The 12,898-nt window shown below is 49.8% G+C and carries 15 protein-coding genes; 14 read left to right on the forward strand and 1 reads right to left on the reverse strand.

Annotated elements, in window-relative coordinates; all coding sequences use genetic code 11:
- Positions 1 to 16: 16 nt before the first annotated feature.
- Positions 17 to 778 (forward strand): flagellar brake protein, encoded by a 762-nt coding sequence (locus LPB67_RS16585; RefSeq protein WP_262838401.1) that lies wholly within the window; start codon positions 17 to 19, stop codon positions 776 to 778.
- An 11-nt stretch (positions 779 to 789) separates the two neighbouring features.
- On the opposite strand, the gene fliE is transcribed toward LPB67_RS16585, so the two are convergent.
- Complete coding sequence (fliE, locus tag LPB67_RS16590) at positions 790 to 1,140, reverse strand: flagellar hook-basal body complex protein FliE (RefSeq protein WP_262838402.1); 351 nt, start codon at positions 1,138 to 1,140, stop codon at positions 790 to 792.
- Between the two features lie 206 nt (positions 1,141 to 1,346).
- On the opposite strand from fliE, the gene fliF reads away from it, so the two are divergent.
- The 13 genes from fliF (at position 1,347) to fliR (ending at position 12,890) form a co-directional block, all read left to right on the forward strand.
- Entirely contained in the window at positions 1,347 to 3,059 is a 1,713-nt protein-coding gene (gene fliF / locus LPB67_RS16595) for a flagellar basal-body MS-ring/collar protein FliF (RefSeq protein ID WP_262838403.1), read from the forward strand.
- On the forward strand, positions 3,052 to 4,047 hold the full coding sequence (gene fliG, locus LPB67_RS16600; RefSeq protein ID WP_262838404.1) for a flagellar motor switch protein FliG: 996 nt from the start codon (positions 3,052 to 3,054) through the stop codon (positions 4,045 to 4,047). Before fliF ends, fliG begins: the two co-directional genes overlap by 8 nt.
- Positions 4,040 to 4,711 (forward strand): flagellar assembly protein FliH, encoded by a 672-nt coding sequence (locus tag LPB67_RS16605; protein WP_262838405.1) that lies wholly within the window; start codon positions 4,040 to 4,042, stop codon positions 4,709 to 4,711. The genes fliG and LPB67_RS16605 overlap by 8 nt, the downstream gene beginning before the upstream one ends.
- 90 nt (positions 4,712 to 4,801) lie before the next feature.
- A complete protein-coding gene (gene fliI, locus LPB67_RS16610) occupies positions 4,802 to 6,115 on the forward strand; it encodes a flagellar protein export ATPase FliI (protein ID WP_410482758.1) in 1,314 nt (437 codons plus the stop codon).
- Positions 6,116 to 6,148: 33 nt separating this feature from the next.
- Complete coding sequence (gene fliJ, locus LPB67_RS16615) at positions 6,149 to 6,589, forward strand: flagellar export protein FliJ (protein WP_262838407.1); 441 nt, start codon at positions 6,149 to 6,151, stop codon at positions 6,587 to 6,589.
- A 102-nt stretch (positions 6,590 to 6,691) separates the two neighbouring features.
- Positions 6,692 to 8,101 carry a flagellar hook-length control protein FliK gene (locus LPB67_RS16620; protein ID WP_262838408.1) on the forward strand — a complete coding sequence of 470 codons (1,410 nt, stop codon included), beginning with the start codon at positions 6,692 to 6,694 and terminating at the stop codon, positions 8,099 to 8,101.
- Positions 8,102 to 8,511: 410 nt separating this feature from the next.
- Positions 8,512 to 9,021: a flagellar basal body-associated protein FliL gene (fliL, locus tag LPB67_RS16625; RefSeq protein ID WP_262838409.1), complete on the forward strand. Its 510-nt coding sequence runs from the start codon at positions 8,512 to 8,514 to the stop codon at positions 9,019 to 9,021.
- A 27-nt stretch (positions 9,022 to 9,048) separates the two neighbouring features.
- A complete protein-coding gene (gene fliM / locus LPB67_RS16630) occupies positions 9,049 to 10,065 on the forward strand; it encodes a flagellar motor switch protein FliM (RefSeq protein ID WP_262838410.1) in 1,017 nt (338 codons plus the stop codon).
- Positions 10,055 to 10,495 carry a flagellar motor switch protein FliN gene (gene fliN, locus LPB67_RS16635; protein WP_262838411.1) on the forward strand — a complete coding sequence of 147 codons (441 nt, stop codon included), beginning with the start codon at positions 10,055 to 10,057 and terminating at the stop codon, positions 10,493 to 10,495. Before fliM ends, fliN begins: the two co-directional genes overlap by 11 nt.
- Positions 10,495 to 10,947 (forward strand): flagellar biosynthetic protein FliO, encoded by a 453-nt coding sequence (gene fliO, locus LPB67_RS16640; protein ID WP_262838412.1) that lies wholly within the window; start codon positions 10,495 to 10,497, stop codon positions 10,945 to 10,947. Before fliN ends, fliO begins: the two co-directional genes overlap by 1 nt.
- 71 nt (positions 10,948 to 11,018) lie before the next feature.
- On the forward strand, positions 11,019 to 11,753 hold the full coding sequence (fliP, locus tag LPB67_RS16645; protein WP_410482759.1) for a flagellar type III secretion system pore protein FliP: 735 nt from the start codon (positions 11,019 to 11,021) through the stop codon (positions 11,751 to 11,753).
- Positions 11,754 to 11,795: 42 nt separating this feature from the next.
- On the forward strand, positions 11,796 to 12,065 hold the full coding sequence (fliQ, locus tag LPB67_RS16650; protein WP_262838413.1) for a flagellar biosynthesis protein FliQ: 270 nt from the start codon (positions 11,796 to 11,798) through the stop codon (positions 12,063 to 12,065).
- Positions 12,066 to 12,098: 33 nt separating this feature from the next.
- Entirely contained in the window at positions 12,099 to 12,890 is a 792-nt protein-coding gene (fliR, locus tag LPB67_RS16655) for a flagellar biosynthetic protein FliR (RefSeq protein ID WP_262838414.1), read from the forward strand.
- Positions 12,891 to 12,898 lie beyond the last annotated feature (8 nt).

The raw sequence follows: 12,898 nt of genomic DNA on the forward strand, positions 1-12,898 counted from the left end.
AAATCACACTCATAACATGCAATCTTCTCCTCCAACTCTAGGTACCGAGAATCAAAGTCCTTATCAAGTGGATTCACGTCGGGAGATTATTGCCTTGTTGCGCGGATTAAAAGACAGCAATCAGCTAGTCAGCATGATGATTAACGGAGGCTCTGAAATGTTCATCACTTCGATTCTGGAAGTGGACGACGTTAATAATAGTTTGATTATCGACAGCGCTCAGGGGCAGGACGCTAACCAACGTATCGTCGAAGCCCCGCGAGTCTCGTTCGAAGGTTTATTGGACAGGATTAGCATTCAATTTTCCTCCTCTGGCATACAACGCACCACATTCGATAATCGTCCGGCTTTGCAGCTGAACATTCCAACCAATGTGATCCGCTTGCAGCGGCGAGAATACTATAGGATCAACACGCCTTTATCCAATCCGATCCGCTGCATGATTGGTGTAGAAGATGAAGGAATACTCCAGACTGTAAAATTCTCACTAGTCGATATCAGTTGCGGCGGTATTGCCATCCTGGATGAAAAAAAGCTACTCAGCAGTACGATCGGCACTCTCTATGACCACTGTAAAATTGACTTTCCCGGCATAGGTTTAATTGACGTAGATCTGCAAATTAGAAATGCGCAAGATTTGATTCTTTTAAATGGCAAGAGCAACAGACGGCTTGGGTGTCAATTCATTAATTTATCAAGCTCTGTATTGGCAAGCATTCAACGCTATATCATGAAATTGGAAAGAGAACGTAATTCAAAATTAACTGGCATACGTTAATTTGCGCCTGGCTATATCTGCATATTCATAATGTCGTGATATGCGGACACCAGTTTATTTCTCACTTGAACTGTCGTCTGGAAGGTGATGTTGGCTTTTTGCATCGATATCATGACGTCTGACAAACTCACCTTATCGTCACCCAGAGCAAACTTCTTCCCTAATTCCTGGGACGTCATCTGCACACTGTTCACCTGATCCAATGAGGCTTTTAAGGCATCGGCAAAATCCAGTTTTGCAGGTGCTGCAGTCCCAATGCCAGCCGTTGCAGTTGGTACCGATGACTCCATTCTTGCAGCGGCAGCCTTTAGCTGCGCCACCATCGCATTGATCTGACTGTTGTCAATTCCGCCTAATTTCATATTTTGCTCCGATCCAGTCGCAATAAGCCATTGCGCTACATTAGCAGTCGCCGGCAAGAACTTGGCTCTGATAAGAGGGAGAAAATAGGTCTTTTTCCTTGAATTGAATTTTAAAAACCCTAGCACAATCGGTATCAAGGAAAAAACCCAACATGGATTTAATATGCAACACGATGACTTGACAATATTCCGCTACGAGGTCAACCATGGCAACTGCTAATGAAGCGGTTCTGGGGACGCCAGGCCCGGCTTTGCCGACGTTTTTGGGTTTTCCACAAACACCGGGCTTGAGAAATATCGTGCTTGGTGTCGGAGCCGCCATCACGCTTGCCATCATGGTCGGTATATGGCTATGGAGCCAGGTGCCTGACTATAAAGTCTTATTTTCAAATTTTAACGACAGGGACGGCGGCGCCATTGTTGCGTCATTGCAGCAGATGAATATTCCCTATAAGTATTCTGAAGGCGGCAGTGCAATTTTAGTACCCGCCAACCAAGTGCATGATGCAAGATTGAAGTTAGCCTCGCAAGGATTGCCCAAAGGCGGCAATGTCGGCTTTGAATTAATGGAAAACCAAAAATTAGGAATATCCCAATTTTTGGAACAGGTTAATTTCCAGCGTGCGCTTGAAGGCGAACTGGCACGCTCTATCCAGGCGGTATCGTCGGTGCAGGCAGCCAGAGTACATTTAGCGATTCCCAAATCTTCCGTATTCATCCGCGATCAACAAAAACCTACCGCATCCGTATTACTCAACCTCTACCCGGGCCGCAATCTGGATCCGCAACAAGTGGGCGCCATAGTACATCTGGTCGCCAGCAGCGTGCCTGAACTGGATGTAAAAAACGTCACCATTGTTGACCAAAACGGCAATTTACTATCCGACCCGACGAAGCAGATGGGCAGCAACACGCTGGATCCGACGCAACTCAAATACGTACAAGACTTCCAGCAAAATATCGTCAAGCGCATTGAATCCATCGTGTCCCCTATCGTCGGCGTCAATAATGTCAGGGCGGAGGCCACGGCAGATATTGATTTTTCACGCAGCGAGCAGGCCGCGGAAAGCTATCGCCCCAACTCGCCGCCGGAAGCATCAACGATACGCAGCCAGCAATCGAGCGAAAGCTATAACAAAACCAACAATGCATCGGGCATCCCCGGCGCGCTCAGCAACCAGCCGCCCGTACCGGCCATCGCCCCCATCGTCGCCAGCGGTGCGGCAGCTCAAAGTACGTCAACATCAGGCGCCGGTCTGATGCAAAAAGATTCGACCATCAACTACGAAGTAGATAAAACCATACGTTATACGCAACAACCCATGGGGGGAGTCAAACGCCTGTCCGTTGCAGTCGTGATTAATTACAAGTCGGAAACCGACAAAAACGGCAAAGTCACGACCAGGGCTTTAAGCGATATAGAAAAGACCCAGTTGACCGATCTCATCAGAGAAGCAATGGGCTTCAATAAGGAACGCGGCGATACGCTAAATGTTGTCAACAGCCCATTTGCCGGCTCAGAAAAAGAATCTATAGTGGATATACCCATATGGAAGCAGCCAGACAACATCCAGATGGCAAAAGAAGCGCTTAAATACCTGCTTACTGCGATTGTCCTGGCTTATCTGTTCTTTGGCTACCTGCGCCCCATGTTGTACAAAATGATGGGCAAAGATGAGAAAAGCAAAAAACGGGAAGAAGCTGAAGAGTTGGCACGTGAAAAAGAGCTGGCCTTAGCCAAGCAAAAAGAAGAGGAAGAACAAGAAGCTGCTATAGTCAACTTATCGAAAGATGCTGACGGCAACATCATCAAACCGACGACTGGCTACGAATTTAACCTCGACCTGGCAAAACAATTAGCAAGCAGTGACCCCAAAATTGTAGCTAACGTAATTAAAACATGGGTAAGCAATGAGTGATGAAGGCGTACAAAAAGCGGCAACCCTGATGCTGGCTCTTGGCGAAGACGGTGCAGCCGAGGTCATGAAATATCTCGGTCCGCGGGAAGTACAAAAAATCGGTGCGGCAATGGCCACCATCGGCGCCATTCCGCATGAGAATATTGCCAAAGTTCTTGATGAATTCAGGGCCGCTGCGGATCTCAGCTCGTCGGTTGGACTGGACTCAGACGAGTATATTCGCAATGTACTGACCAAGGCCCTGGGCGACGATAAAGCATCATCACTACTCAATCGCATTTTGGGCGGCAAAGACGCCAGCGGCATCGAAAGTCTGAAATGGATGGACTCTCCGTCAGTCGCCGACCTGATTAAAAACGAACACCCGCAAATCATTGCCACCATCCTCGTACATCTGGAAAGTGATCAGGCTTGTGAAATTTTGAATCAGTTCACTGAGCGTCTGCGCAACGATGTCGTTTTGCGTATCGCCACCTTGGACGGCATCCAGCCGACTGCCTTGCGCGAGTTAAATGACGTACTCACAAAATTACTTACGGGCAACGAAAGCTTGAAGAAAAAGTCCATCGGAGGCGTTCGCGCTGCAGCCGAAATTCTCAACTTTATGAGTGGCGACAATGAAGCCTCCGTCATGGAGAATTTGCGCAAATATGACGGCGACATGGCTGAAAAAATCATGGATGAAATGTTCGTCTTCGATAATATCCTCGAAATCGACGATAAAGGCATACAGTTGCTGTTACGCGAAGTGCAGTCGGATTCGCTCATCATCGCCTTGAAAGGCGCAAATCCTGATATGCGTGAAAAAATCTTTAAAAATATGTCGCAACGTGCTGCTGAAATGATGCGGGAAGACCTCGAGTCCAAAGGCCCTGTGCGTCTATCTGAAGTAGAGGCGCAACAGAAACAAATCCTGCTGATCGTACGTCGCCTGGCAGACGAAGGCCAAATCATGCTGGGAGCCAAGGGCGAGGACTCCTATGTCTAATGCCATTTCCAAGGGGAATTTATCGCCTTTCCAGCGCTGGGAAATGGCCTCTTTTGGCGACGAACGCCCTTCTCAGCAAGCCGAAAAAAAAATCACTGCGTCTCTTGCTGAAAAAATCAGCCTCGAAGAAATTTCCAAATTAAAAGAAACCTCGCACAGAGAAGGCTATGCAAACGGATATAAAGAAGGCTATCTCGCTGGATTGGGAGAAGGCAAAGAAACCGCCTATGCAGAAACTAAAGCAACTATTGATACTGAAGTCGGCCAACTAAAATCCTTGATAGAAAGCCTATCAGAGCAAATCCACTTGACCGGCAAGGTCGTAGGTTCCGACTTGCTGGGACTGGCGCTCGATCTGGCAGAGCGTATGCTCAAGACGCGTATAGAAGTTGATCCAGAAATTATTCTGCCCATCGTCAGAGAAGCAATCGACTCACTGCCATCAGTACAATTACCGGCACAAATTTTTGTACATCCGGTTGACGCAGAAATTTTGCGGACGCATGCTGGCGACGAACTCAGCAATGCCGGCTGGCGTATCCACGCTGACAGCCATATAGAACGCGGTGGATGCAAGCTGGAAACCGCGCAGAATATGGTCGATGCGACCATCGCAACACGCTGGCACCGCTTGGCTGAAGCCGTCAAAAAATCAAACTCGTAATCGCCCTACCCAATCATGCGTCCACCACTCTCCGAATCCTGGCAAAAGCTGATCGCCGACGGCAAAGACCAAGTTGCCCATGTGCAGCCTATGCTGACCTCGGGCAGGGTGACCAAGGTCACTGGTCTGGTGATGGAAGCGGTAGGTTTAAAACTACCCGTGGGCAGCGCCTGCAGTGTGCATTTGCAAAATGGCTCGACGATTGATGCAGAAGTAGTCGGGTTTGACGGTGATCGCCTGTTTTTGATGCCGCATAGCGACTTGGGTGGGGTTACGCCGGGTACTCCGGTGTATCCGGAAGAAGCGCTGTTCCTGGGCAGTACCAAACACCCCAGACGACGCCCCAGCGACCGCACCCGCCATTTGCCTGTAGGCGATGAATTGCTCGGACGCGTTCTGGATGGCAACGGCAAGCCGCTGGATTCGCTGGGTCCATTAATGGCAACACAATCTGCGCCCCTGGGTTCACGCATCTACAACCCTTTATTGCGGGCACCTATCGTTGATACCCTGGATGTCGGCGTGCGAGCCATCAATAGCATGCTCAGCGTAGGACGCGGTCAGCGCCTGGGACTGTTTGCCGGTTCCGGCGTCGGTAAAAGCGTCTTGCTGGGGATGATGGCGCGCTACACTACCGCCGACGTTATTGTGGTTGGACTGATCGGTGAACGCGGTCGCGAGGTCAAAGAGTTTATCGAGCAAATTCTGGGCGAAGAAGGTCTGGCCAGAGCGGTCGTGGTCGCCGCTCCCGCTGATGCGCCACCCCTGCTCCGCCTGCAAGGCGCAGCCTATGCGACCACCATTGCTGAATATTTCCGCGATCAGGGCAAAAGCGTGCTACTGATTATGGATTCGCTGACTCGCTATGCCATGGCACAACGCGAAATCGCCCTGGCCATCGGTGAACCTCCGGCGACCAAAGGCTATCCCCCGTCGGTATTCGCCAAGTTACCGATACTGGTGGAACGGGCTGGCAACGGTATTGAGGGCGGTGGCTCTATCACGGCGTTTTATACCGTGCTAACCGAAGGCGATGATCAACAAGATCCGATTGCCGACGCAGCACGGGCGATCCTGGACGGCCATATCGTGCTCAATCGCAATCTGGCGGAAGGCGGTCACTATCCCGCCATCGATATCGAGCAATCGATCAGTCGTGCCATGCATAGCATTACTTCACCCGAACATCAAAAACTCGCCCGTAAACTGAAACAACTGTACTCTCGCTACGAACGCAGCCGGGATCTGATCAGTGTTGGCGCGTATTCGGCCGGATCAGACCCTTTATTGGATGAGGCGATACGGCTTCATCCTCATATCACGGCGTTTTTGCAGCAAGATATTCTTGAAAAATCAACCATAACCGAGAGCTTGCAGGGACTTTCAGCTCTATTCGACGCTTAGATTGCATTGCATCTTCACTATACTTAGCTTGAAATGACGAAAAAATCTCCCATCAGCACTTTAATTGCGTTGGCTGAAAAAGACACCGACGACGCCGCCAAGAACCTAGGCAAGGCGATCCGTGCCCATGAGGAGACGGAAAAACAATTAGCCTTGCTGCTGCAATACCGCGACGACTATGTGATACGGTTTCAGGATGGAGCGGCAGGCGGGCTCAGTGCCGGGCAGTATATGAATTTTCAGTCATTCATTTACAAACTCGATAGCGCGGTAGACGGCCAGAAAAAAATTGTCAAAGATGCTGAATTTCGCGTCACCAAAGCAAGAAATCAATGGCAAGAGAATGAAAAAAAACGACTTTCTTACGGCATTTTGCAAAATCGGGCGAAAACCGAAGTCCTGAAAAAAGAAAGTAAGCAGGACCAGAAACAAACCGATGAACATGCAACGAGAAGTTATTTTTATAAATCGTAAAACACACTCTATGTGAATCAAAAAATACACGTAGCTGGCTAGATAACTGACTTATTCAGCCTGATTGACGAGTTTTCTTTTAGCGACAATGTTGGTGACCCTATGCAAACCGCACTCATTTTGAATTCGACTGACAATTCGTCAGCTCCCGCTAAACAGAGCAATGCCGCCAGCAATGGGAGTTCCGGCGCCTCGTTCAATGAAATTCTCAACAAAGAAATAACCCAGCAAAAACCCAGGGAAGCATCGAGTGCCCCACCCTCGCCTCCAGCCAACGCTGCGCCAGCGACCAATGAAAATAAACCTGCCTCCAATCAAGCCACTGCACCGGCAGTAAAATCAGATCAGGCAAGTAATGGCAAGATTGATAAAAGCAAAACGCAAGCCAGCGACAATACAGCCAAAGACCAGACGGCAACTGACGCTGACAGTGCGGACAAAGCGGAACAAATGAATAATGCCCAGCTCATTGCCCTGGTGGGTACTATAGGGCAGCTTTCGACCAATGCAGTGAAAGTAGATGACCGTCCCAAAGAAAAAGAGACTGTCCTGGTCGATGCCACGGCAGGCAAAACAAACGACCCCAATACAGCTGTCATCGACACGTCGAACTTATTAGCGGCACAACTCCGCTCTAATACACAAGACAAGCCAGATACCAGTGCCGGCAAAAACCGCGTTGATCCGGCATTGACAGGGATCGATGCCAAATTGGCCACAGCGACCAAACTGGACACGGCGACCGTTGCAAAATCTGCTGGCAACAATCAAACCGAATTGAAGCAAGGCATTTTGCCTGAAGACAAAACCCGTTTGACTCTGTCAGATGATCCTCTGACACAAGGCAAAGCAAAAGATAAGACTTCGACAGAGGCAGGGCTATCTGCCAGTGAACAAAATTCACAAAAGACTACCACTCTGCTCGCTGCTGAATCGGCCAAAAACAGCCTAGGTACAAAAAATCCGGCGCTAGAAAAATTGCAGGACGCCATCCCAGCCACTCCCCAGGCAGTGAATAACTTCGCCCAACAATTTGCCATTAGCACCAATCAAATGGCAGGTGCCGCAGCGGCTGAACATCTCGCTCCGCGCGTTGGCAGTTCGGCCTGGGATCAGGCAGTCGGTCAAAAAGTCGTCTGGATGGTAGCGGGCGGTGAACAAACCGCCGAATTGACGCTCAACCCACCGGATCTGGGTCCATTGCAAATCGTACTCAGTGTCAGCAACGATCAGGCTAGCGCCACATTCAGTTCAGCCCAGCCGGAGGTCAGGGAAGCGCTGGAATCCGCGCTGCCTAAATTGCGGCAAATGATGAGTGAAGCCGGCGTGCAATTATCCGGATTTTCGGTCAACTCCCAGGCTTCGCAACAAAGCAATCCACAATCAAACGGCAGGTCGAGCTTTTCCTCCTCACGCCAGGCAGGCAACAGTTCAGAGACTGACACTGGCAGCACAATAACAACCATTAAAAGAAGCATGACAAAAATCGGCGGGGTCGATACTTTTGCTTAGACTAGGGTCTGTTAACAACTGCTTGTGGATGCAGTCCGTGTATTTTTTTACCGCGATCGGCGCGCCGCTCAAAAGACACTCATCCAGGATAAGCGTCAATTCTGTCGCAAATACGCTGAGATCAATCGGCGCGCTCATCTTTCACATGTAAAATAGCTTAAAAATGGTTTTTCAATATCCCCGGCATGACAAAGCCTCTGCCTCGTTGAAAGCACCGTTCTCAACAATTAGCTTGAAACCAATTCAAACCAGCTATTTTTAAATAACCAGGCTGCAATACCGGCGATCATGAGAAATGAAAAGATGAGCGGGAATATGCCCTCTATTTCTCGGATGTCAATGATCGACTATTGCAGATAATGTGAAACATGAAAGATGCATGAAGTACCGGCATCGTTTGAGAGGAAAAAATGTCCAAGGCACCAGCGAAAGCAGCAGAAGCGGATGTCGTACCCGCCCCCGCAGGCAGATCCAAGAAAAAGCTGATCATCATGATCGCAGCAGGTATCTTAGTGCTCTCGGGTGTAGGCGGAGGCGCTGCTATTTTCTTGTCTAAAAAAAATGCGGCGTCAAAAGACAAAGAACATAAAACAGAACCGGTCAAGGCGCCGGTATTTTTGCCACTAGAACCATTCACTGTCAACTTACAGTCGGAGAATGGCGACAAATATCTGCAAGTGGCCATGACCTTACAAGTTCAGGACGAAGAACAGGTAAATTTAATCAAGCTCAATAATGCCCAAGTGCGCAGCCGCTTGTTAATACTTTTATCGAGCAAACAAGCGAGTGAAATCTTGACCTCCGAAGGTAAAGAAAAATTGGCGGAAGAAATTATTGAGCAAGTCAAATTACCGTTCTCCCCCAAAGGCGAACCGCAAAAATTGAATGGCGTTTTCTTCACCTCTTTCGTGATTCAATAGTTTCAATACTAAGGATTCCCCTACACCATGTCTGATAATTTTCTCTCCCAGGAAGAAGTCGATGCCCTGCTTAAGGGCGTCACGGGAGATCAGGACGATTCGCAATCGCAAGAGGATACCTCTGGCGTTCGCCCCTACAATCTTGCCACGCAAGAGCGTATCGTCCGCGGCCGCATGCCGACTCTGGAAATTATCAATGAACGTTTCGCTCGTTTATTGCGCATCGGGCTGTTTAATTTTTTGCGCCGTAGCGCCGAGGTTTCGGTTGGTACGGTCAGGGTATCCAAGTACAGCGAATTTATCCGGAATCTGGTGGTGCCAACGAATCTGAATCTCGCGCACATGAAGCCCCTGCGCGGGACTTCTTTGTTCGTGATGGATCCCGGCCTGGTTTTTTTATTGGTCGACAACCTGTTCGGTGGCGATGGACGCTTCCATACCCGGGTTGAGGGACGTGATTTTACACAGACGGAACAAAGGATTATTCAACGTATTCTTGAAATCATTTTCGAGACCTACGCCAAATCCTGGGAACCTGTCTACCCGGTCGAGTTTGAATATATCCGTTCTGAGATGAACACCCAGTTCGCCAATATTGCTACGCCGAATGAAGTCGTCATCTCCACCACGTTCACGATCGAATTAGGCCCTGTCAGCGGTGAATTGCATATGTGCATGCCCTACTCGATGATAGAACCTATCCGCGATATCCTGACCAGCAGCCTGCAAGGTGAAACGCTGGAGGTGGATAAGCGCTGGGTACGCCTGATGACGCAACAAATCCAGATCGCAGAAGTAGAAATTGTGGCCGATCTGGGCACAACGAAAATTACGCTGGGCGATATTTTGAATATGAAGGAAGGTGATGTCATCCCTATCTCGGTTCCCGATATTATCTCGGCAAAAGTGGATGGCACACCCGTCATGGAATGCAAATATGGCGTGTTCAACGGTCAATACGCATTGCGTGTAGAAAAATTGCTGAGTTCCAGTGTCAGCGAAGTCGCACACGAAGCCGTGCAAGGAGAAAGTCATGGACGATAATAACGATACGCCGATCAGCGAAGATGATTGGGGTGCGGCGATTGCCGAACAAGAGAAGGCCGATGCCGCGGCGGCAGCTGCTGCTGCAACGGCAGCAACTAGCGCACCGCCAGCGGGACCGGCTATCTTTAAAGAATTTGCAGGTAAAGGCGCTCAGTCCGGGACCCACAATGATATCGACTTCATTCTGGATATCCCGGTACAACTTACCGTTGAATTAGGCCGGACCAAAATCGCGATCAAAAACTTGCTGCAATTGGCGCAAGGCTCCGTGGTCGAATTAGATGGCTTGGCGGGTGAACCGATGGACGTGCTGGTAAACGGCTGCCTGATCGCCCAGGGTGAAGTTGTTGTCGTCAATGATAAATTCGGTATTCGCCTGACCGATATCGTCACACCGGCCGAACGTATTCGTAAGCTGAATAAATAATGCGTAAATCGGTTGGCAAACAAAAAATTGCAGCGCTCAATATAGCGCTGCTGATGACCTACAGTGATCTCGTTGTTGCCGCCGACAACACCGCTATTTCACCGACCACGGGTTTGTTGCAAATTTTCCTTGGTTTGGTGGCGGTACTTGTATTGATGACCTTTGCCGCATGGTTTTTTAAACGGATCGGTCCTGCCGTTACGGGCAATAAAGTCCCGGTTACCGTCATCGGCGGCGTGAATGTCGGTCACCGTGAACGGATCATGGTGGTCGAAGTGGCGGATCAATGGATAGTCGTCGGCGTCACTGCACAACAAATCACAACGCTGTCCACCATGCCAAAACAAGCGCAGCTTGAAGCGTCCGGCACGAGCAATGCCACGGCGAATCCATTTGCGTCCTGGCTGGCTCGTACCATGGAAAAACGTTCCGCAGATAAAGCAGCCGAATAATGCGCTGCATAGAAACGAATAGCATGAACAACTGGCGCCTCACCTCCTCACTGTCAATACCGGCGATCATCATGATCGCGATGCTTTTGCTGGCCTATGTTTTTCCTGAACAGGCACATGCACAGGCAACGGGCGGCTTACCAGCAATTAGCTCAACGCCGGCAGCAGGCGGCGGGCAAAATTATTCGCTGAGCATACAGACGCTGCTGTTCCTGACTGCACTGTCCTTCATTCCCGCGATCTTGTTAATGATGACCAGCTTTACGCGCATCATTATCGTCTTGTCTTTGTTGCGTCAGGCATTGGGAACACAATCGGCGCCGCCGAACCAGGTGATGGTGGGCTTGGCCCTGTTTCTGACCTTGTTTGTGATGGGGCCGGTGTTCGACAAAATTTATGCCGAGGCTTATCAACCGTTTGCAGAAAACAAAATATCGATGTCCGAAGCGATGGACAAAGGTGCGGCTCCACTGAAAACCTTCATGATGAAACAGACGCGCCAAAGCGATCTGGCGCTGTACGTCAAATTATCGAACACGCCAGCCTTGCGCGGACCGGAAGATGTGTCCTTGCGTATTTTGATCCCGGCATTCATTACCAGCGAATTGAAGACCGCCTTTCAGATCAGTTTTGCGATTTTCATTCCCTTCCTGATCATCGACATGGTGGTCGCCAGCGTGTTGATGGCGATGGGAATGATGATGGTATCGCCGTCGATTGTCTCGTTGCCGTTTAAATTGATGCTGTTTGTGCTGGTCGATGGCTGGCAGTTGCTGATCGGTTCTTTGGCTCAAAGTTTTTATTAGTGAAGTTCTTTGGATTAATGTAGTTAAGTAAGGGAGCACAGTATGTCACCGGATAATGTCATGACACTCGGCCGTCAGGCAATGGAAGTCACTTTAATGGTGTCGGCTCCGCTCCTGCTGGTCGCCCTGGGTGTAGGCTTGATCGTCAGTATTTTTCAGGCGGCGACCCAGATTAACGAAACCACCTTATCGTTCATCCCCAAGTTAATCGGCATCTTTGTCACCCTGATCGTGGCCGGACCGTGGATGCTGTCGGTACTGACGGATTATATGCGCCAGATGTTTACCAGTATTGCCACTATGGCGAGCTGACGCCCGGTCTTTGCGCTAACCGCACTCCGCAAGATGATCTCCTTTTCGGGCAATGAACTGATCGCCCTGATCGCCTCTTTTATCTGGCCGCTGACCAGAATATTAGGCTTGATCGCAATTGCCCCTCCTTTTGGCAATAACAGTGTTCCTGTCCAGGTCAAATTGGCCTTGGGTGTGATGCTGGCATTGATCGTCGCGCCAACCATGCCGCCATTAACTGGCGCTGATCCGGTCTCGCTGACTGGCGTCATGATCCTGATGCAGCAATTCGTCATCGGACTGGCCATGGGCTTTATGATGCGGGTGGTCTTTGCCGGCGTCGAGATGGCGGGCGAAGTGGTTGGCCTGACCATGGGCTTGGGGTTTGCCACCTTTTTTGATCCGCAAAGTCAGGGACGGTCTTCTGCGATCAGCCAGTTTCTGGTGCTATTAGCGACTCTGCTGTTCCTGACGCTGAATGTGCATTTATCGCTGCTGGCGACGCTGGTAGAGAGTTTCAATACCATTCCGATTTCGACTTCATTAACGGCAGGCTTCAGCTTCCAACGCCTGGCGATCTGGGGGCAGGAAATATTCAGTACCGGAATGCACCTGTCTTTGCCGATTGTGACGGCGCTGCTGATCACCAATATTGCCCTCGGCATTTTAACGCGGGCAGCGCCGCAATTGAATCTTTTTGGCATAGGTTTCCCGGTCACGATAGGCGTAGGCTTTCTGATGCTGGGAATGATTTTGCCTTATTTGATGCTGCCGATTGAAAATCTGTTTCAACATACGCTGGAAGCGATATTATCATTGGGAATCACCCCGCCTCCTCACCGCTAGCTGAGAAT

This window comes from Undibacterium sp. Jales W-56, from assembly GCF_025548535.1.
GTDB lineage: Bacteria > Pseudomonadota > Gammaproteobacteria > Burkholderiales > Burkholderiaceae_D > Undibacterium.